The 20054-nt window shown below is 52.5% G+C and carries 16 protein-coding genes; 11 read left to right on the top strand and 5 right to left on the bottom strand.

Translation table 11 applies throughout. The annotated features are described in order from the left end of the window. Positions 1–40: 40 nt before the first annotated feature. Genes JOE09_RS17810 through JOE09_RS17825 form a run of 4 tightly spaced genes read right to left on the bottom strand, consistent with a single transcriptional unit; the run spans position 41 to position 4913 of the window. A complete protein-coding gene (locus JOE09_RS17810; RefSeq protein ID WP_205066679.1) occupies positions 41–1141 on the bottom strand; it encodes a fimbrial protein in 1101 nt (366 codons plus the stop codon). 18 nt (positions 1142–1159) lie between these two features. Next, positions 1160–3595, bottom strand: coding sequence for a fimbria/pilus outer membrane usher protein (locus JOE09_RS17815; RefSeq protein ID WP_205066680.1), 2436 nt, complete (start codon positions 3593–3595; stop codon positions 1160–1162). Further along, a complete protein-coding gene (locus JOE09_RS17820) occupies positions 3595–4287 on the bottom strand; it encodes a fimbrial biogenesis chaperone (protein ID WP_205066681.1) in 693 nt (230 codons plus the stop codon). Before JOE09_RS17820 ends, JOE09_RS17815 begins: the two co-directional genes overlap by 1 nt. Before the next feature lie 32 nt (positions 4288–4319). Then, entirely contained in the window at positions 4320–4913 is a 594-nt protein-coding gene (locus JOE09_RS17825) for a fimbrial protein (protein WP_205066682.1), read from the bottom strand. 399 nt (positions 4914–5312) lie between these two features. On the opposite strand from JOE09_RS17825, the gene mog reads away from it, so the two are divergent. The 6 genes from mog to nhaR all read left to right on the top strand — a co-directional run bounded on the left by mog (position 5313) and on the right by nhaR (position 13062). After that, entirely contained in the window at positions 5313–5900 is a 588-nt protein-coding gene (mog, locus tag JOE09_RS17830) for a molybdopterin adenylyltransferase (protein ID WP_205066683.1), read from the top strand. Between the two features lie 127 nt (positions 5901–6027). Beyond that, positions 6028–7332 (top strand): MFS transporter, encoded by a 1305-nt coding sequence (locus JOE09_RS17835; protein WP_205066684.1) that lies wholly within the window; start codon positions 6028–6030, stop codon positions 7330–7332. A gap of 235 nt (positions 7333–7567) precedes the next feature. Next, the gene (gene dnaK / locus JOE09_RS17840; RefSeq protein WP_205066685.1) at positions 7568–9475 is read left to right on the top strand and encodes a molecular chaperone DnaK; all 1908 of its coding nucleotides are present in this window, start codon (positions 7568–7570) and stop codon (positions 9473–9475) included. Positions 9476–9585: 110 nt separating this feature from the next. Next, positions 9586–10725, top strand: coding sequence for a molecular chaperone DnaJ (dnaJ, locus tag JOE09_RS17845; protein ID WP_105594776.1), 1140 nt, complete (start codon positions 9586–9588; stop codon positions 10723–10725). Between the two features lie 267 nt (positions 10726–10992). After that, positions 10993–12153 (top strand): Na+/H+ antiporter NhaA, encoded by a 1161-nt coding sequence (nhaA, locus tag JOE09_RS17850; protein WP_205066686.1) that lies wholly within the window; start codon positions 10993–10995, stop codon positions 12151–12153. Positions 12154–12171: 18 nt separating this feature from the next. After that, positions 12172–13062, top strand: a complete 891-nt coding sequence (gene nhaR, locus JOE09_RS17855) for a transcriptional activator NhaR (RefSeq protein WP_205066687.1) — start codon at positions 12172–12174, stop codon at positions 13060–13062. A 57-nt stretch (positions 13063–13119) separates the two neighbouring features. On the opposite strand, the gene rpsT is transcribed toward nhaR, so the two are convergent. Beyond that, the gene (gene rpsT, locus JOE09_RS17860; RefSeq protein ID WP_123336463.1) at positions 13120–13383 is read right to left on the bottom strand and encodes a 30S ribosomal protein S20; all 264 of its coding nucleotides are present in this window, start codon (positions 13381–13383) and stop codon (positions 13120–13122) included. Between the two features lie 317 nt (positions 13384–13700). On the opposite strand from rpsT, the gene ribF reads away from it, so the two are divergent. From ribF to ispH, 5 genes are read left to right on the top strand one after another with little or no spacing between them, the layout of a single operon-like run. Beyond that, entirely contained in the window at positions 13701–14639 is a 939-nt protein-coding gene (gene ribF / locus JOE09_RS17865) for a bifunctional riboflavin kinase/FAD synthetase (RefSeq protein ID WP_205066688.1), read from the top strand. A 35-nt stretch (positions 14640–14674) separates the two neighbouring features. Next, complete coding sequence (ileS, locus tag JOE09_RS17870) at positions 14675–17494, top strand: isoleucine--tRNA ligase (protein WP_205066689.1); 2820 nt, start codon at positions 14675–14677, stop codon at positions 17492–17494. Continuing rightward, positions 17494–18000 (top strand): signal peptidase II, encoded by a 507-nt coding sequence (lspA, locus tag JOE09_RS17875; RefSeq protein WP_200545140.1) that lies wholly within the window; start codon positions 17494–17496, stop codon positions 17998–18000. The genes ileS and lspA overlap by 1 nt, the downstream gene beginning before the upstream one ends. 3 nt (positions 18001–18003) lie before the next feature. Beyond that, the gene (gene fkpB / locus JOE09_RS17880) at positions 18004–18474 is read left to right on the top strand and encodes an FKBP-type peptidyl-prolyl cis-trans isomerase (RefSeq protein WP_105594769.1); all 471 of its coding nucleotides are present in this window, start codon (positions 18004–18006) and stop codon (positions 18472–18474) included. After that, complete coding sequence (ispH, locus tag JOE09_RS17885; protein WP_205066690.1) at positions 18455–19408, top strand: 4-hydroxy-3-methylbut-2-enyl diphosphate reductase; 954 nt, start codon at positions 18455–18457, stop codon at positions 19406–19408. The genes fkpB and ispH overlap by 20 nt, the downstream gene beginning before the upstream one ends. Positions 19409–20054 lie beyond the last annotated feature (646 nt).

Genomic DNA, 20054 nt, shown 5'->3' on the forward strand with positions numbered 1-20054 from the left:
GTTCTTACGGTGGCCCGTTCGGGCCGCCGTCTTATTCTCTTCAGTCATAGACAAAATTGACCATCGCCGTTGTGCGAACGGGCCCACTGCTCAGCTGTCGTCTGTTGTAAACGTAGTACCAGGCAAACATCGGTATCGTTAATTTCGTTGGAACCTGCTCCTGAGCGGCATAAGCAAATAGTGGCGTCGCATCACCGATGTCCGTTGGTGACGCGCTGAATTTTATCGGCGTTGCACTGGTGACTTTCTGAATGCGAATGCCTACACCGGTGGCGCTGCCGGGATCGGGAGAAATCAGCGTGCTGTTATCGGTGGGTAAAATATTGGTGCTGCTCAGATAGGCACTCATCGCCCTCGATGTTGCGCCGTAAACCTGTCCGGCACAGCTAAAATTAAGCGTAAATAACTTTTTGGCATTTTCGCCTGCAATCAGGGAGGACATGTTGATGTCATTCATCACGATGGTCTTATTATCATCATCAAAACTGCAGGTGGTAACGCGCTTAACGAATCGGATCATCAGTGGTTTGTAGTATATGTCGTAGTTATGAGTCGGCCACGTCCAGTTGAAAACAAAATAGGCGAAGTCACTGATCATGCGGGCAATGTTTTGCAGAACCGTTAATCCGGTGCTGTCCTGAGCAATAACAACCGGGTTTATTCTGGCAATATCATTATTGACCACCATGACGTTTTTGGTTGGTACGGTTTTCATTAATTTAAGGGTAATAGTAAAATTAGCGTCAATATCCGATCCTTTATTTGTCCCGACATTAGGATGATTTTCTTGCGGAGACAGATTGCTGATATCCAGGCTGACATAGGCATCACCAGGGAACTTAAGATAAATCGTTTGTTGCGTATAAGGTGAAGAGTTATCAACCGAGTTCTTGCCGCCTATAATTCCCCATGCCGGCATCGTACAGGTGAAAGTACCTGGATAAAGTGTTGTTTCTGAGAAAGAAGAAAAACCGCTAAAGTTCAATGCATCACTGGCATCGTAGTAGATCGGCATCGCCGTAACGGGTGATTTTTGTATACAGTTAGCCCGGGATTTTATTGGCAGTGAGATAAACAGAAACAGCAGAGTGAAAAACATTATCCTTACTCTGCCTGCCGGGGAACGGATAATATTATGCATGCGGATTCTCACTGTTGATTACAGACAATGATTAATATTCCCGGATAGCTCCGTACCCGGATGGCTAACCGTGCAGGTACGATCGCTACTGCTGCTCAGATGCACAATGACCTGTGCGGGTAGCTGATTGCTGCGGATGAAAATAATGCTTCCCTGGCCAACGTATCCCAGTTCATCACCTCGACTATTTGTGACGCTGGTTCCAAAAGGTAATGGTGTATTGCTACCTTCTACCGCACGGAAAATAAACGTTTTTCTCTGGTCGGTTTCAAATTTAACGTAATTAATCGATCCGGAATAAGGCACGATGTCTTTGCGATTTCCGACCAGTTGAGCACCATCGCCAGGATTCGTGGTATCGAGGGTTAAAGCATTTTTACGGTAGGGGGATATATAGGGAATTAAGGCCTTCCCCTGGCTGTTTGTCATAATGGTGGCATCGCTGTTTACCGTTGCGTTGGCTACCCCAGGCGCATCAACGATGGCGTAGGTATCCCCCATCTGGTTAGCAAAGAGCAAGCCTCCCCGCCACGCTACCAGACTCCCCGTCATACCCACTCCGGCCTGGTGAAAGGAGGAGGACTGGCTGTATGAGGCATTCAGTGTTGAAGCGTTAGCGCGATAGCTGGCGTTAGTATTCACCGTGGTGCCACCACCATGATTATTCGCCATATCAAGATTATAATTCCATTGGTTGCTTTTTCCGGCGGTGCCGCTGATACCAAGATCGCTGTTAGTATAATTTTTCCCATCCATTGTGGCGTTGGTTGTCAAATAGACGGGAGCTTCAAATAAGCTAAATGGAATAGATAGCCCGGCATAGTAGCGCATCTCTTCTCGATATTTATTATCCCGTGTTCGGCTGAACGACGTATTGTAAGTGATATCATGGAAGGTGTTTGAATAACCAATCTGATACTCTTTACTTGGTTTTCTGTTTCCCCAATAGTTTCTTATCGTTCCCGAAAAGAAGAAGGAACCTGCTGCGCCGCCGAGATTCTGATTAATATTAAAGTTGAGGCTGTTCTTCTGATTTATCGTACTGTAATCCGTATTTTTGCTATCGTTACTTTCTCTTTGCACGGCATCCTCCAGGGTTAGAAATCCTCCGGTGGAATAACGATAAGCAGCAACGGCAATATTGGTTCCTGAACTGGCAATGAATTTACTGAAAGCCAGTCGATAACTCTGGCCGGTGTTTTTGGGCTGATGTCGGGTGGCGTCCTGGCTGGCCCAGGTGGCATCCAGGGAAATAGCGCCAAAAGGCAGGTTTAACCCTGTGCCAATCAGGGCGGAGTGATAGTGATTGCTGCCAATACCACCGGTATAAAGGGTAAAGAGGTTTGAAATACCTCGACGCCAGGTTCCCTGAAGGAAATCCGGGTGCGATCCAATCCCAGGAATACGCACTTGACCCATAGTGAGGTTGTAGACGTTGACTCCCGGTTTTAACATATCGGGGACTGAAGAGTAGGGGACGATAAAGCGCTGTATTCGCCCATCTGCTTCATCGACTTCAACATGTAAATCACCGCCGGAACCCGTTGGCAGGATATCGTTTATCGCAAAAGGGCCCGGAGAGACACTTTGCTGATAGATAGATACACCATTTTGAATGATTTTAACCAACGCATTGGTTTGGGCTACGCCGTGAACGACAGGAGCAAAGCCCTGTAGCGAGTCTGGAAACATACGGATATCGGTGCCCAAACTGACGCCACGAAATCTATAGGAATCAAAGAGATCTGAGGTGGTATAGCTATCTCCCAGGCGCATCTGGGAATCGATGCTACTAAAGTTTCGCTGTATGTAGCGTGTGTTGTTCTTCCACTGGGACTTACCCGCAGAGGAATAGTTGTAAACGCTGTTATCACGCAGCTGCCAACCGAGCAGATTAAAACCACTGTTTAATGAGATATATGCGCTGTCTTCACTTTTTTGATTATGCGAAGCAGCGTGATAGTAATTCGCCTGATAGGACAAAAGATAGCCCGGGATGCCCTGCTGCCAGAATTTAGGATCAACGTATCCTTCCCATTTGGTGTTAAGCGATTCCTGAGGAACGATAAGATTGACGCGCAGCTGTCCAGAGTCGAAACTGCTTTTTATACCGTTCGGAAGTTTGTATATATTCACCAGTTCCCCGGGTTTCTTTTTCTTATCCTGCCAGGGCTCCTTAATCCCTAAACGATCGAAATCTGTTTTGCTGATGCGAATGTCATTATTACTGCTGAAAATTTTGCTTTTATAATTTCCCTTCCATTCATTGTTAACGTAAATGTCAACGTCGTATGCTCCCGGTGGAACGTCACCCTCTTTATAAAACTGTGATAGATCGGAGTTTTTAGCTTTACCCTGAAGAAAATTAGTATTAAAGGATAATCCGTAAGCAGTGTGCTGAATGAGCAGGATTAAAAATAATATTTCATTTTTATTGATTAATCGGCGATTCATTATTTTATTTCTTTTTCAGTGCTTATGTTTGCGCCATAGTCATTGATATAAACAACTGAAATTCGATCTCCCGCTCGTAATGCGATGTTAATGGCAATCGATTTCTGAGAAAACGGAGAGATCATTAATCCTTCACTTAGTAAATTTTTTTTTGATGAAGCGGGAGTGATTGCAGAGAGCGTCAGGTAATAAGGCGTTGTATTATCGATGTTTAACTGGTCTCCTTTGTTATAGATACTGATTTTTTTAACCATGTCACTGACAGGAATTTTTAGTCCTGTGGGTCGGAAAAAGAATTTTATTCGTGATTTTATCGCTAGTTGCATAACGCTTCTTCCACGAAGATTTTCCGGCTCAGGCGGAATGTCCAGAACATTTAAATAAAAAACAGATTCGCGATCCTTAGCCTGATTACCGCCGATATATTTTACTTTAAGCTGTTGACCGCTGTGACCTGAAACCTTAACAACGGGAGGCATGAGTAAAAACGGCACGTTTGCTGTCTCCGGAGTCGAGTTTGGATCTCCGTCATCAATCCACGCCTGTACCAGAGAGGGTTCAGAACCGTTATTGAGCAATTGCACTGAGATCTCTTTGCTATCAGATGGATAAATCTCACGTGTCGCACTAATAATAACGTTTGCGTGAGAAACGAAAGGGATTAATACTGTAGCCAGTAAAAACTTTCTCATGATACAATCGCTCAGTTTATTAAAGTCCGGAATTACAGGTATGAAACGCTGTAAGTCACCATCGTTCTGACCGTTCCGGCCTGGGCTGGTTTAGTATCAACTTTATAATATTTTGCGTAAAAATTTAGCGTGTCGGGTTTTGATGTGTTACCTGCCAGTTTTGTATCCAGTGCCTGGTTTAGCATTATGGGTTGAGTTTCTGAATCTTGTAATACAATGGCGATGCCAACATTATTTGCCTGCCCATTAGGGCCATTTTCCTGGTTGATAAGGTATTTACCATCATTAGAAATCGTATTAGATGATGAGAACTGAATTTTCAATGTGGGTGCGGGTTGTGTCCCACCCGCAGCGGCGCTTTGTGCGGATGAACAGTTAGAGAAGTCCAGAGAGAATGCTTTCTTCTCTGTATCAATCAGCCCCTCTGCTGTCCCTGCCTGCTCGGTGGTAATGGGATTAAGTGCAACCGAGAGCGAAGCTGGATTATTACCATTAATCGTACAGGTCGAGTCTGTTACCGCTCCAGTAAAGTTGATGGTTCCACCGGATACGTTTGTTGAAGCTAAAGATGTGTAACTAAATACCGTTAAGGACACGGCCGAACTAATCGTAATGATCTTATTCATTTTTCGTTCCTGATTGATGAGTTATTCCTTTTTGGGGGAATGTATTTTTTAACTGATTCATAATAATGAAAAGTACCTGGGTGTTCACTAAGTCAGTGTGGTTATATAAAGTCACACCTCCTGAAATTAACATGAGCATCCATGTTAGTTAATGTTGTTATTTGTTTTACGCAAAAAAAGCGATTATCGAATTTTCATTATTATAGATTGGTGTTAATTGATTATTTATATTTTTCCGTTTTGTAATTTGATGTATTTTTATGTTGTTAAAAATAAATAGTGTGAAATTCAGATCTGATTTTTTTTTAGGTTTATCATGATTCAGTGTATTATTTAGCGAAGATAAACTTACAAACACCGACCTCATTGATTTCAGTCGGTCTGAATGGTGATAACGCAATGAATACACTACGCATAGGATTGATTTCAGTATCCGATCGCGCGGCAAACGGCATCTATCAGGATCTGGGGCTGCCCGCGCTGGAAGCCTGGCTTTCTGAAGCGCTATCCACGCCGTTCAAAATTGAGAAGCGGCTGGTCCCCGATGAGCAGCCGATGATTGAGCAGGCAATTTGTGAGCTGGTCGATGAACTGTTTTGTCATCTGGTGCTGACCACCGGTGGCACCGGGCCTGCTCGCCGCGACGTGACGCCCGATGCCACACTCGCGATTGCCGATCGCGAGATGCCCGGGTTTGGCGAACAAATGCGTCAAATCAGCCTGAATTTTGTTCCTACCGCGATTCTTTCCCGTCAGGTTGGTGTGATTCGCAAACAGTCGCTGGTGATTAATCTGCCCGGCCAGCCGAAATCGATCAAAGAGACGCTGGAAGGGCTGAAGGATGAGCAGGGCAAGACGGTTGTGCACGGTATTTTTGCCAGCGTGCCTTACTGTGTTCAACTGCTGGACGGGCCTTATATAGAGACCAATCCACAGGTAGTAGCAGCATTTAGGCCAAAAAGCGCCCGGCGCGAGACAAACAGCTAAAAAACAGGATTCTCAGGTATAAGATCCAGTGCTGTCTGGTGTAGAAGATAATTGCCGTTATAGTAAGCATAGCTTTACAAGGTGAATTATTTTTCTTCTCTCTGACTATGGATTTACTCGAAGAATCATGGATCAAGAACAAGCTCGACCTCTGAACCGACAGGATTACAAAACCCTGGTGCTCGCCGCGCTCGGTGGCGCGCTGGAGTTCTACGACTTTATTATCTTCGTCTTTTTTGCAGCGGTAATCGGCGAACTGTTTTTCCCCGCCGATATTCCGGAATGGCTACGCCAGCTGCAAACCTTTGCTATTTTTGCTGCCGGCTATCTTGCGCGTCCGCTGGGCGGCCTGATTATGGCCCACTTTGGCGACAGCAAAGGGCGCAAGAAAATGTTCAGCCTGAGTATTCTGTTGATGGCACTGCCAACGCTGGCGATGGGGCTTCTGCCCACCTACGCGACGCTGGGCATCGCTGCACCTGTTCTGCTGCTGTTAATGCGCGTGCTGCAGGGGGCAGCTATTGGTGGTGAGGTTCCCGGTGCCTGGGTGTTTGTGGCCGAACACGTGCCGCAAAAGCGCGTGGGTTTTGCCTGCGGCACGCTGACCGCCGGGCTGACCTTTGGCATTCTGCTGGGTTCGCTGGTTGCCACATTGATTAATACCAGCATGACCCCGCAGGCTATTGCTGAGCACGGCTGGCGTATTCCATTCCTGCTCGGTGGTGCCTTTGGCCTGCTGGCGATGTACCTGCGCCGCTGGCTGCATGAAACGCCGGTATTTACCCAAATGCAGCAGCGCAAAACCTTATCGGATGAGCTGCCGCTGAAAACGGTGATTGCCAGCCACCGCCAGAGCGTGGTGGTGTCCATGCTGCTGACGTGGCTGCTCTCAGCCTGCATTGTGGTGGTTCTTTTAATGGCACCCGTGCTGCTGCAAAAGCTCCACGGCCTGCCCGCAGCACTGACCTTACAGGCCAATAGCCTGGCGACGATAATGCTGATTTTCGGCTGCATTATTTCCGGCGCGTTGGTCGATCGCGTTGGTGCAGCAACCACGCTGATCGTCGGCAGCCTGTTGCTGGCGGTGGCCAGCTGGACGTTCTTTACCGTTGCCGCCGAGTATCCGGCCTGGCTGTTCAGCGCCTATGCGCTGGCCGGTCTGTGCGTTGGCGTTGTGGGCGTGGTGCCTTTCGTGATGGTGTCGGCCTTTCCGCCCGCGGTCCGTTTTACCGGTATCTCCTTCTCTTACAATCTCTCGTATGCCATTTTCGGTGGGCTGACGCCGATCATGGTCACGCTGATGATGAAGCTGACGCCGATGGCACCGGCTTATTACGTGCTGGGGCTGGCCGGTGTCGGTGTACTGGTGGGTTTATGGCTCAAACGGGAGTCCGCGCAGCGTGTCCTGTTAAAGCAGGTGAACGCGCAGTAACCGCTTTTTTACCGTGGTTAAACCGGACTGGCCTGCGCCGGTCCGTTTTTTTTCAATAAAAACGAATTTTTTTTGCTGTTGCCCCTTGATGCGGCGCCTGGCGGCCCCATCTTATTTGGCATCCGAGGCTACGGACCTGGAAAAAAGAGCGGGATGAGCAGTTGAAACTGTGAAAAATGCCCGCATTTAAGGTTCATAACCTGATTTGAAATGAATTTAAGTGGGAGACGTTTAGATGGGTAAGATTATTGGTATTGACCTGGGTACAACTAACTCTTGTGTAGCTATCATGGATGGCGGCAAGGCTCGTGTACTGGAGAATGCGGAAGGCGATCGCACCACGCCATCCATCATTGCTTACACTCAGGACGGCGAAACGCTGGTGGGTCAGCCTGCTAAACGTCAGGCTGTGACTAACCCGCAGAATACCCTGTTTGCGATTAAGCGCCTGATTGGCCGTCGCTTCCAGGATGAAGAAGTACAGCGTGATATTAAAATCATGCCGTTCAAAATCGTTGGCGCTGACAACGGTGACGCATGGCTGGACGTGAAAGGCCAGCGCGTAGCACCTCCGCAGATCTCTGCAGAAGTGCTGAAAAAAATGAAAAAAACAGCAGAAGATTATCTGGGTGAGCCGGTGACTGAAGCGGTTATTACCGTACCGGCTTACTTTAACGATGCACAGCGTCAGGCAACCAAAGATGCCGGCCGTATCGCTGGTCTGGAAGTCAAACGTATCATCAACGAACCAACCGCAGCCGCACTGGCCTACGGTCTGGATAAAGGCCAGGGCAACCGCACTATCGCGGTATACGACCTGGGTGGTGGTACATTCGATATCTCTATCATCGAAATCGATGAAGTTGACGGCGAAAAAACCTTCGAAGTTCTGGCAACCAACGGTGATACCCACCTGGGTGGTGAAGACTTCGATAGCCGCATGATCAACTACCTGGTGGCTGAGTTTAAGAAAGATTCAGGTATCGATCTGCACAACGATCCGCTGGCGATGCAGCGTCTGAAAGAAGCCGCTGAAAAAGCGAAAATCGAACTGTCTTCTGCACAGCAGACCGACGTCAACCTGCCGTATATCACTGCGGATGCGACCGGTCCTAAGCACCTGAACATCAAAGTGACCCGTGCAAAACTGGAATCACTGGTAGAAGACCTGGTTGCTCGCTCTATCGAGCCGCTGAAAGTTGCGTTGCAGGATGCGGGCCTGTCCGTGTCTGATATCAACGACGTCATCCTCGTTGGTGGCCAGACGCGTATGCCAATGGTGCAGTCAAAAGTGGCTGAGTTCTTTGGTAAAGAGCCGCGTAAAGACGTTAACCCGGACGAAGCCGTTGCCGTGGGCGCAGCCGTACAGGGTGGCGTGCTGGCGGGTGAAGTGAAAGATGTTCTGCTGCTGGACGTTACCCCGCTGTCGCTGGGTATCGAAACCATGGGCGGCGTGATGACTTCACTGATCGCCAAGAACACCACCATCCCAACCAAGCACAGCCAGGTGTTCTCTACTGCAGAAGACAACCAGTCTGCCGTAACCATCCACGTTGTGCAGGGTGAGCGTAAACGCGCTGCGGATAACAAGTCACTGGGCCAGTTCAACCTTGACGGTATCCAGTCAGCACCGCGCGGCATGCCGCAGATCGAAGTGACCTTCGACATCGACGCCGACGGTATTCTGCACGTGTCCGCTAAAGACAAAAACAGCGGTAAAGAGCAGAAGATCACCATCAAGGCCTCTTCCGGTCTGAACGACGAAGAGATCGAAAAAATGGTGCGCGATGCGGAAGCTAACGCTGAATCTGACCGCAAGTTTGAAGAGCTGGTGCAGACCCGTAACCAGGGTGACCAGGTTGCGCACAGCACCCGCAAGCAGCTGACCGATGCCGGTGACCAACTGCCAGCAGACGTGAAAGCGCCAATCGAAGCGGCTCTGGCCGAGCTGGATACTGCGCTGAAAGGCGAAGACAAAGCTGAGATTGAAGCGAAAATCCAGGCGCTGATGGAAGTCTCCGGCAAGCTGATGGAATTTGCTCAGCAGCAGCAGGCCGCTGGCGGCGCAGCTGAAGCAGCCGAAGGTAAGAAAGATGACGACGTCGTTGACGCCGAATTCGAAGAAGTTAAAGACAAGAAATAATCGCCCTTGAGCGGGCATGATGCTCCCCTGATGGAGCATCGTATTAACCAGCACGGGCGTGGAGATTTCTCCCCGCCCGTGCACGCATGTTAAGGGCAGGATCAATAACAATGGCGAAGAAAGACTATTACGAGGTTTTAGGCGTTTCCAAATCTGCGGAAGAGCGTGAAATCAAAAAGGCTTATAAACGTCTTGCGATGAAGTTCCACCCTGACCGCAACCAGGGCGATAAAGAAGCCGAAGAGAAATTCAAAGAGATCAAAGAAGCGTACGAAATTCTGACCGATGCGCAGAAACGTGCGGCTTACGATCAGTACGGCCATGCTGCCTTTGAACAGGGCGGAATGGGCGGCGGCGGTGGTGGTTTCGGCGGTGGCGGTGCAGATTTTAGCGATATCTTTGGCGACGTATTCGGCGATATCTTCGGCGGAGGACGCCGTCAGCAGCGCGCCGCTCGTGGAGCTGATTTGCGCTACAACATGGAACTGACGCTGGAAGAAGCGGTACGCGGCGTGACCAAAGAGATCCGCATTCCAACGCTGGAAGAGTGTGAAGTTTGCCACGGCAGCGGAGCGAAAGCGGGAACCAAGCCGCAGACCTGTTCAACCTGTCATGGTGCAGGCCAGGTGCAGATGCGCCAGGGCTTCTTCACCGTTCAGCAGGCGTGTCCGACCTGTCACGGTCGCGGTTCGGTGATTAAAGATCCGTGCAACGCCTGTCACGGCCACGGTCGTGTAGAGAAATCAAAAACGCTGTCGGTGAAAATTCCGGCGGGTGTGGATACCGGCGATCGCATTCGTCTGAGCGGCGAAGGTGAAGCGGGTGAGCACGGCGCACCGTCTGGCGATCTGTACGTTCAGGTTCAGGTGAAAAAACACCGTATCTTCGAACGTGAAGAGAACAACCTGTACTGCGAAGTGCCGATCAACTTCGCGATGGCAGCCCTGGGCGGCGAGATTGAAGTGCCGACCCTTGATGGCCGCGTGAAGCTGAAAGTGCCTGCGGAAACGCAGACCGGTAAGCTGTTCCGTATGCGTGGTAAAGGCGTGAAATCCGTACGCGGTGGCGCGCAGGGCGACCTGCTGTGCCGCGTGGTGGTGGAAACCCCGGTCAGCCTGAATGAGAAGCAGAAAACGCTGCTGCGCGAGCTGGAAGAGAGCTTTGGTGGCCCGAGCGGCGATCAGAACAGCCCGCGTTCAAAGAGTTTCTTTGACGGCGTGAAAAAGTTCTTTGACGATCTGACTCGCTAATCTGCTTTACCTCTTAAGCGCAGTATTCAATGGGCGATCTCGGCAGAGATCGCCCATTTGCTTTATGCGGCTTCCGTTTTCACCGGCATGTTTGTGGCGGCTCACGGGAATTTTCCCGGCTTCGTATCGGCACATGGCTACGGCAGCGGAGAGCAATGCTTCGGAAATTCCGATCGGTTAACCATTTATAATCTGTTTTTTACGAAGAGTTAAAACGAGTATGCTGTGGTCTTCTTCACGCACACACTCGAATTAATGGAATCTTCGATGAAAACAGCTCTTAAGCGCCTGCTTAACAATGACGCCACCGGCGGTGTGGTCCTGATCGTGGCCGCTGCCATTGCGATGTTTCTGGCGAACAATAGCGCGACGCAACAGGGATATCAGGCGCTGCTGGCGATGCCGGTACAGTTCCGTTTTGGTGAACTCGACATCAACAAAGACCTGCTGCTGTGGATCAATGATGCGCTGATGGCGCTGTTCTTCCTGCTGATTGGTCTGGAAGTGAAGCGTGAACTGGTCACCGGCTCGCTAAACAGTCGCGAGCGGGCGATGTTCCCGCTGATCGCCGCGCTGGGCGGAATGCTGGCTCCGGCCCTGATCTTCACCGCCTTTAACCATAACGATCCACTGGCGATCCACGGCTGGGCGATCCCCACCGCCACGGACATTGCCTTTGCGCTGGGTATTCTCGCGCTGCTGGGGAGTCGGGTGCCGGTACAGTTAAAAATGTTCCTGATGGCGCTGGCGGTCATTGACGATCTCGGTGCGATCGTGATTATCGCCTTCTTCTACACCAGCGACCTTTCGCTGCTCTCATTGGGTATTGCTGCTGCTGCGATTGTCGCGCTGGCACTGCTTAATCTGTGCGGCGTGCGTAAAACGTCACTGTATCTGCTGGTCGGGATGGTGCTGTGGATTGCAGTGCTGAAATCGGGCGTTCACGCCACGCTGGCGGGGGTCATTGTCGGCTTCTTTATCCCGCTGAAGGAAAAGGAAGGCGTTTCACCGTCGGTCGATTTGGCGCACGGATTACAGCCGTGGGTCAGCTGGATTATTCTGCCACTGTTTGCCTTTGCCAATGCCGGGGTGTCGCTGAGCGGCGTGTCGCTTAACGGCCTGTTCTCTGCCGTACCGCTGGGGATTATCCTTGGCCTGTTTATCGGCAAGCCGTTGGGGATTACGCTGATCTGCTGGCTGTCCGTGAAGCTGAAAATTGCCGCGCTGCCGGAGCGGACTAAAATGGTCGACATTGCCGCCGTCGGCGTGCTGTGCGGGATCGGTTTTACCATGTCGATCTTTATCGCTTCACTGGCCTTTGATGCCCAGCATGAAGAGATGGTCACTCTGGCGAAGCTGGGCATCCTGACCGGCTCGGTGGTTTCCGCCGTGGTGGGCTATCTGCTGCTGCGGATTAAGCTGAAGTAAGGTACCGCGAGGGATGACATGTCGCAGATGAACTTTAACCACCTCTATTACTTCTGGCAGGTCTGTAAAACCGGCTCGGTGGTTAAAGCTGCTGAGGTACTCAACCTCACGCCACAGACCATTACCGGCCAGCTGAAGGCGCTGGAAGAGCGTCTACAGGGCCGCCTGTTCAAGCGGCAGGGGCGGGGACTGGTGCCCTCAGAGCTGGGACAGCTGGTGTTCCGCTACGCCGACCGCATGTTTACCCTCAGCCAGGAAATGCTGGATATCGTTAACTACCGCAAGGAAGCCAGCCTGTTATTTGACGTTGGCGTGGCCGATGCGCTATCCAAAAAGCTGGTCAGCCAGATTCTGGCCACTGCCGTGCAGGAAGCGGAGCCTATCCATTTGCGCTGTTTTGAATCCACTCATGAGCTGCTGCTGGAGCAGCTCAGCGAGCACAAGCTGGATATGATCCTCTCCGACTGCCCGGTTGACTCCTCGCAGCAGGCGGGGCTGTTTTCCATCAAGCTGGGTGAATGTGGCGTCAGTTTCTGGTGCCACGATGTGTTGCCCGATAGCGCGTTTCCTGCCTGTTTGACCGCACATAATTTGCTGGTCCCCGGCAGGCGTTCGATGCTGGGGCGCAGGCTGCTGAACTGGTTCCAGTCGCAGAATCTGGACGTTACCATTCTCGGTGAATTCGATGATGCGGCGCTGATGAAGGCTTTTGGTGCCGCGAATCGGGCCATTTTTGTGGCGCCAACGCTGTACGGCAAGGAGAGCTATTACGCTGAGGGGATTGTCGAACTGGGACGACCGGAAGCGGTGGTTGAAGAGTACCACGTGATTTTTGCTGAACGGATGATCCAGCATCCGGCGGTGCAGCGGATCTGCAATAAGGATTTCAGCGCGCTGTTTGCCGTTTAACGGACATAAAAAAACCGCCGTTAGGCGGTCTTTTTAACACGGATTAACAAGCTGGCATTACGCCAGGTTGCCGATCTGTGCAGCCAGGTTTGCTTTATGACGAGCAGCCTTGTTTTTGTGGATCAGGCCTTTAGCTGCCTGGCGGTCCACGATAGGTTGCATTTCATTGAATGCAGCCTGTGCAGCTGCTTTATCGCCAGTAGCGATAGCTGCGTATACTTTCTTAACAAAGGTACGCATCATTGAACGACGGCTAGCGTTGTGCTTACGACGCTTCTCAGACGTTACGGCGCGTTTCTTAGCTGATTTGATATTAGCCAAGGTCCAACTCCCAAATAGTTCTATGAGGACAATTCAAAGGCCGAGGAATATGCCCTTTTCGCCTTCGGTTGTCAATGGATTTGTGCAAATAAGCGCCGATGAAACATTGGCACTTGGTTACGTTTCGATGGCGCAAGATTCTACCAGCATAAGCCTGGCGAATACAGCTTATTCACAAGAAAAAATATAATCCCATGGCCAGCGAGTACCATACAGAATGAAATGGCAGTAAGAAAGCGCGAAAGCCCGCAATCGCGGGTTAACCTTCATCGCTGTACAAGGTATAATCCGCCGATTTCCACAAATTTGAGCCAGCCATGAAGTTTATCCGCGGTATACATAACCTGAGAGAGCAGCATCGCGGCTGCGTACTGGCTATCGGTAATTTCGATGGCGTACACCGCGGTCACCAGGCGCTGCTGGCGCGCCTGTGCGAAGAAGGGCGACAGCGCAATCTGCCGGTGATGGTGATGCTGTTTGAACCCCAGCCGCTGGAGCTGTTCGCGGCTGACGGTGCCCCGGCGCGGCTGACCCGCCTGCGTGAAAAAGTTCGTTACCTTGAACAAGCCGGCATTGATAACGTGCTGTGCGTGCGCTTCGACAGGCGTTTTGCTGCCCACACGGCGCAAAGTTTTATTGCCGATCTGCTGGTCGATAAGCTGGGCGTGCAGTTCCTTGTCGTCGGTGATGATTTCCGCTTTGGCGCTGGTCGCCAGGGCGATTTCCTGTTATTACAGAAGGCTGGCGTCGAATACGGTTTCGATGTCATCAGCACCCAGACATTTTGCGATAATGGCAAACGCATCAGCAGCACGGCGGTACGCCAGGCGCTGGCAGACGACGATCTGGCGCAGGCCGCCGTTTTGCTGGGGCATCCCTTCAGCATTTCTGGTCGCGTGGTCCACGGCGATGCGCTGGGCCGGACGATTGGTTTCCCCACCGCTAACCTGCCGCTGCGTCGTACCGTTTCCCCGGTAAAAGGGGTGTATGCCGTTGAGGTGCTGGGCCTTGGGGAGCGTCCGCTGCCGGGCGTTGCCAATATTGGCACCCGACCCACCGTGGCCGGGCTGCGTCAGCAGCTGGAAGTGCATCTGCTGGATGTCACAATCGACCTATACGGGCGCCATATTGATGTGGTGCTGCGTAAAAAAATTCGCAACGAGCAGCGCTTTGCCTCGCTCGATGCACTGAAAGAGCAAATTGCTAAAGATGTGGTGACTGCCCGCGACTTTTTCGGGCTGAAGACACCGGTTTAAACAGAACTGAAGCGAAATACGGAATCGAGAATCTGATGAGTGACTATAAATCAACCCTGAATTTGCCGGAAACGGGGTTCCCGATGCGTGGCGATCTGGCCAAACGCGAACCGGGAATGCTGCAACGTTGGTATGATGACAAACTGTACGGCATCATCCGCGAAGCCAAAAAAGGGAAAAAAACCTTTATCCTTCATGATGGCCCTCCTTATGCGAACGGCAGCATTCATATTGGTCACTCAGTAAACAAGATTCTGAAAGATATTATCGTTAAGTCGAAAGGCATGGCGGGATACGATTCGCCGTACGTACCGGGCTGGGACTGCCACGGTTTGCCTATCGAGCACAAAGTTGAGCAGATGATCGGCAAGCCGGGCGAGAAAGTGACCCCGGCCGAGTTCCGTGCTGCCTGCCGTAAATACGCTGCCGAGCAGGTTGAAGGACAGAAAGCCGACTTCATCCGCCTGGGCGTGTTGGGTGACTGGGATCGCCCGTACCTGACGATGAACTTCAAAACCGAAGCCAACATCATCCGCGCGCTGGGTAAAATCATCGGTAACGGCCACCTGCACAAAGGCGCTAAGCCGGTGCACTGGTGCCTGGACTGCCGCTCTGCGCTGGCGGAAGCCGAAGTGGAGTATTACGACAAAACTTCTCCATCCATTGACGTGATGTTTAACGCGCTGGATGCCGATGCCGTGCGCGCGAAGTTTGGCGTTGCCGCTTCAGAAGGCCCGGTTTCGCTGGTTATCTGGACCACCACCCCGTGGACCATGCCGGCCAACCGCGGTATCTCCCTGCATCCGGAATTCGAGTACCAGCTGGTGCAGATCGAAGGCCGTAGCCTGATCCTGGCAAAAGAGCTGGTAGAAAGCGTGATGAAACGCGCGGGCGTGGCCGAGTGGACCGTGCTGGGCGAATGCAAGGGTGAGGCGCTGGAGCTTCAGCTGTTCCAGCATCCGTTCCTTGAGCAGATCCAGTCGAAAGTTGTGCTGGGTGAACACGTAACGCTGGAAGCCGGTACCGGTGCTGTCCATACCGCACCGGGCCACGGCCCGGATGACTATGTCATCGGTCAGAAATACGGTCTGGAAACCGCAAACCCGGTTGGTCCGGACGGCAGCTATCTGCCGGGTACTTATCCAACGCTGGACGGTGTAAACGTCTTTAAAGCCAACGATATGATCGTTGAGCTGCTGAAAGAGAAGGGCGCACTGCTGCATGTTGAAAAACTGCACCACAGCTATCCGCACTGCTGGCGTCACAAAACGCCGATCATCTTCCGTGCTACCCCGCAGTGGTTTATCAGCATGGACCAGAAAGGCCTGCGTGCGCAGTCGCTGAAAGAGATCAAAGGCGTGCAGTGGATCCCGGATTGGGGCCAGGCGCGTATCGAAGCGATGGTGGCGAACCGTCCTGACTGGTGCATCTCACGCCAGCGTACCTGGGGCGTGCCGATGGCGCTGTTCGTGCATAAAGACACCGAGCAGCTGCATCCGGACAGCCTGGCGCTGATGGAAAAAGTCGCGCTGCGCGTAGAGGAAGAAGGTATCCAGGCGTGGTGGGATCTTGACCCGCGTGACCTGATGGGTGATGACGCCGACAACTATGTGAAAGTACCGGATACGCTGGACGTATGGTTTGACTCCGGCTCCACCAGCTACTCCGTTGTGGATGCGCGTCCTGAGTTCGGCGGCCATGCACCGGATATGTATCTGGAAGGTTCTGACCAGCATCGCGGCTGGTTTATGTCTTCACTGATGATTTCAACGGCGATGAAGGGCAAAGCGCCTTATCGTCAGGTACTGACCCACGGTTTCACCGTTGACGGTCAGGGCCGCAAGATGTCCAAATCGCTGGGCAACACCGTTTCGCCGCAGGACGTGATGAACAAACTGGGCGCGGATATTCTGCGTCTGTGGGTGGCTTCTACCGACTACTCCGGTGAAATCGCCGTATCCGACGAAATCCTTAAGCGCTCAGCCGACAGCTATCGCCGCATTCGTAACACCGCGCGCTTCCTGCTGGCTAACCTGGCGGGCTTTAATCCGGAAACCGATTTGGTGAAACCGGAAGATATGGTTGTTGTCGATCGCTGGGCAGTGGGCCGTGCGCTGGCAGCACAGAACGATATCGTTGCCTCTTACGAAGCCTACGACTTCCACGAAGTGGTTCAGCGCCTGATGCAGTTCTGCTCGGTGGAAATGGGTTCCTTCTACCTCGACATCATCAAAGACCGTCAGTACACCGCGAAGGCCGATGGCCTGGCGCGCCGCAGCTGCCAGACCGCGCTGTGGTACATCGCCGAGGCGCTGGTGCGCTGGATGGCACCGATCATGTCGTTTACCGCCGATGAAATCTGGGGCTACCTGCCGGGCAAACGCAGCCAGTACGTGTTTACCGAAGAGTGGTTCGATGGCCTGTTCGGCCTGGCGGCGGATGAGTCCATGAACGACGCCTACTGGGCGGATCTGCTGAAAGTGCGTAGCGAAGTGAACAAGGTGCTTGAGCAGGCGCGTGCAGACAAACTGATCGGTGGCTCTCTGGAAGCCAGCGTGACGCTGTATGCCGATGCTGAGCTGGCCGCGAAGCTGAACAGCCTGGGTGAAGAGCTGCGCTTTGTGCTGCTGACCTCCGGTGCTCAGGTGGCGGATTACGCTCAGGCTGGCGACGACGCGCAGCAGAGCGAAATCATCAAAGGCCTGAAGATCGCTCTGCGTAAAGCAGACGGTGAAAAGTGCCCGCGCTGCTGGCATTACACCACCGATATCGGTCAGAACGCTGCGCATGCAGACGTTTGCGGCCGCTGTGCCACCAACGTCGCGGGCAGCGGCGAACTGCGTAAGTTTGCATAATGAGCCGCCCCGTTCTTTCTACCGGATTGCGCTGGCTGTGGCTGGTGCTGGTGGTGATTGGCATCGATTTCGCCAGTAAACAGTGGATTATGAATACGCTGATGCTGCACGAGTCGATGCCGGTGATGCCATTTTTTAACTTCTTTTATGCTCACAACTACGGCGCGGCGTTTAGCTTCCTCGCCGATAAAGGTGGCTGGCAGCGCTGGTTCTTCGCCGGCATTGCCATCGCTATTGTTGTAGTGCTGCTGGTGATGATGTACCGCAGCCCGGCGAGCAATAAACTGAATAACATCGCCTATGCGCTGATTGTGGGTGGCGCATTAGGCAACCTGTTCGACCGGTCATATCATGGCTTCGTGGTGGACTTCATCGATTTTTACGTTGGAGACTGGCACTTTGCCACGTTTAATATCGCCGACTGCGCTATCTGTATAGGTGCCGCGCTGGTCGTACTGGAAGGGTTTATCAGCCCGGCCGGTAAACAGGCTAAGAATAAAGGGTAGGGCATGATCGATTCTGTACAGCGCGACAGCTCACTGCTGGTGCATTTCACCTTAAAACTGGCGGATGGATCGACCGCAGAGTCCACGCGCAATAACGGTAAGCCAGCGCTGTTTTGTCTGGGTGACGGCAGCCTGTCCGAGGGGCTGGAAAACCAGCTGATTGGACTGAAGGTAGGTGACAAACATGCCTTTGCGCTGGAGTCTGAAGACGCTTTTGGCGGCATCAGCCCGGACCTGATCCAGTACTTCTCGCGCCGTGATTTTATGCAGGCAGGTGAACCGGAGGTTGGCGCAATTATGCTGTTCTCCGGCATGGACGGTAACGAAATGCCCGGTGTGATTCGTGAGATTTCCGGTGATTCCATCACCGTTGATTTCAACCATCCGCTGGCCGGGCAGACCATTCATTTTGACGTAGAAGTACTGGAGATTAATCCGGTACTGGAGGCGGCGAATGCAGATCCTGTTGGCTAACCCACGCGGTTTTTGTGCGGGCGTTGATCGCGCTATCAGCATTGTCGAGCGTGCGCTGGAGATGTACGGCGCACCGATTTACGTGCGTCATGAAGTGGTGCACAACCGCTACGTGGTTAACAGCCTGCGTGAACGCGGGGCGATTTTTATTGAGGAAATCAGCGAAGTGCCGGATGGCTGCATTCTGATTTTCTCCGCCCACGGCGTTTCCCAGGCGGTGCGTGCAGAAGCGAAAGCGCGCGATCTCACCATGCTGTTCGATGCCACCTGTCCGCTGGTGACCAAAGTCCATATGGAAGTTGCGCGTGCCAGTCGTAAGGGCACCGAGGCGATCCTGATTGGCCACGCCGGTCACCCGGAGGTCGAGGGCACCATGGGCCAGTACAATAACCCGAAAGGGGGCATGTACCTGGTGGAAGCGCCCGCTGATGTGTGGAAGCTGCAGGTGAAGGATGAAGACAACCTGTGCTTTATGACTCAGACCACGCTGTCGGTGGACGACACTTATGAAGTGATCGATGCCCTGCGTGCGCGTTTCCCAAAAATTGTGGGTCCGCGCAAAGACGATATCTGTTACGCGACGACCAACCGTCAGGAAGCGGTGCGTACGCTGTCGAAGGATGCGGACGTGGTGCTGGTGGTGGGTTCGAAAAACTCTTCAAACTCCAACCGTCTGGCCGAACTGGCGCAGCGCGCCGGTAAGCTGGCGCGGCTGATCGATTCTGCCGACGATATTCAGGAAGAGTGGATCAAAGGCGCGCGCTGTGTCGGTGTGACTGCTGGTGCTTCGGCTCCTGATGTGCTGGTGCAGGCGGTGATCCAGCGGCTGAATCAGCTTGGCGGTGTGGATGCCATTGAGCTGATTGGTCGCGAAGAGAATATCGTGTTTGAAGTGCCGAAAGAGCTGCGCGTTGAGGTTCGTCAGGTCGATTAACCGGCCTGTTTCGCTGGCTGTTGCTCAAACGGCAGGCGAATAGATAACTGATGTGTATTGATGGTTGTCGTACGGTTGGCAGCGAGGACAGGTGGGCTTTGGCCTGGCGGTCCTCGCGCCGGGCTTTGCCCGGTTCCCTCACTGCGTTCGTCAGCCTTTTGGACCGGTGAAGATGGCGCGTCCCTGCGCCAGCTTCACCTCTCGCCAACGTCCTGTTGGCGAGTCCAGCCTTCCTCTCTCCGTTCCGCGCTGCGGATTGCCCTGCCAAAGCCCACCCGTCCTCGCCTCACTTTCCGTGTTGCCTGTTGAAAACGGCCTCTTTCCGTTTCGTGCTGCGGATTGCCTTGCCGAAGCCCACCGGTCCTCGCCTCACTTTCCGTGTTGTCTGTTGAAAACACCTCTGTATCTGGCCCCTTTATCTGACGTTATTGCTTAACCCTCGGCATGATTGATGAATATGTCTGGCGGCTTTATCTGATGTTGTTTTTGAAACCGTGACACGATTGCTGAATATGCCAGGTGGCTTTATCTGACATTGCTTTTGAACCGCGACGCCATTGATAAAAGGGGAGACAGCCTCTGCGGCTACAGGGCATTCCGCAGCGCTGAGGCGAAGGCAGCAGGCCAGGAGACGCCAACAAGGATG

Source organism: Pantoea coffeiphila (genome assembly GCF_016909495.1).
Taxonomy (GTDB): domain Bacteria; phylum Pseudomonadota; class Gammaproteobacteria; order Enterobacterales; family Enterobacteriaceae; genus Erwinia; species Erwinia coffeiphila.

Excerpts from the sequence above, each read along its gene's own strand:
- JOE09_RS17810 (WP_205066679.1), bottom strand. The coding sequence starts at position 1,141 with ATGCATAATATTATCCGTTCCCCGGCAGGCAGAGTAAGGATAATGTTT.
- JOE09_RS17815 (WP_205066680.1), bottom strand. The coding sequence starts at position 3,595 with ATGAATCGCCGATTAATCAATAAAAATGAAATATTATTTTTAATCCTG.
- JOE09_RS17820 (WP_205066681.1), bottom strand. The coding sequence starts at position 4,287 with ATGAGAAAGTTTTTACTGGCTACAGTATTAATCCCTTTCGTTTCTCAC.
- JOE09_RS17825 (WP_205066682.1), bottom strand. The coding sequence starts at position 4,913 with ATGAATAAGATCATTACGATTAGTTCGGCCGTGTCCTTAACGGTATTT.
- mog (WP_205066683.1), top strand. The coding sequence starts at position 5,313 with ATGAATACACTACGCATAGGATTGATTTCAGTATCCGATCGCGCGGCA.
- JOE09_RS17835 (WP_205066684.1), top strand. The coding sequence starts at position 6,028 with ATGGATCAAGAACAAGCTCGACCTCTGAACCGACAGGATTACAAAACC.
- dnaK (WP_205066685.1), top strand. The coding sequence starts at position 7,568 with ATGGGTAAGATTATTGGTATTGACCTGGGTACAACTAACTCTTGTGTA.
- dnaJ (WP_105594776.1), top strand. The coding sequence starts at position 9,586 with ATGGCGAAGAAAGACTATTACGAGGTTTTAGGCGTTTCCAAATCTGCG.
- nhaA (WP_205066686.1), top strand. The coding sequence starts at position 10,993 with ATGAAAACAGCTCTTAAGCGCCTGCTTAACAATGACGCCACCGGCGGT.
- nhaR (WP_205066687.1), top strand. The coding sequence starts at position 12,172 with ATGTCGCAGATGAACTTTAACCACCTCTATTACTTCTGGCAGGTCTGT.
- ribF (WP_205066688.1), top strand. The coding sequence starts at position 13,701 with ATGAAGTTTATCCGCGGTATACATAACCTGAGAGAGCAGCATCGCGGC.
- ileS (WP_205066689.1), top strand. The coding sequence starts at position 14,675 with ATGAGTGACTATAAATCAACCCTGAATTTGCCGGAAACGGGGTTCCCG.
- lspA (WP_200545140.1), top strand. The coding sequence starts at position 17,494 with ATGAGCCGCCCCGTTCTTTCTACCGGATTGCGCTGGCTGTGGCTGGTG.
- fkpB (WP_105594769.1), top strand. The coding sequence starts at position 18,004 with ATGATCGATTCTGTACAGCGCGACAGCTCACTGCTGGTGCATTTCACC.
- ispH (WP_205066690.1), top strand. The coding sequence starts at position 18,455 with ATGCAGATCCTGTTGGCTAACCCACGCGGTTTTTGTGCGGGCGTTGAT.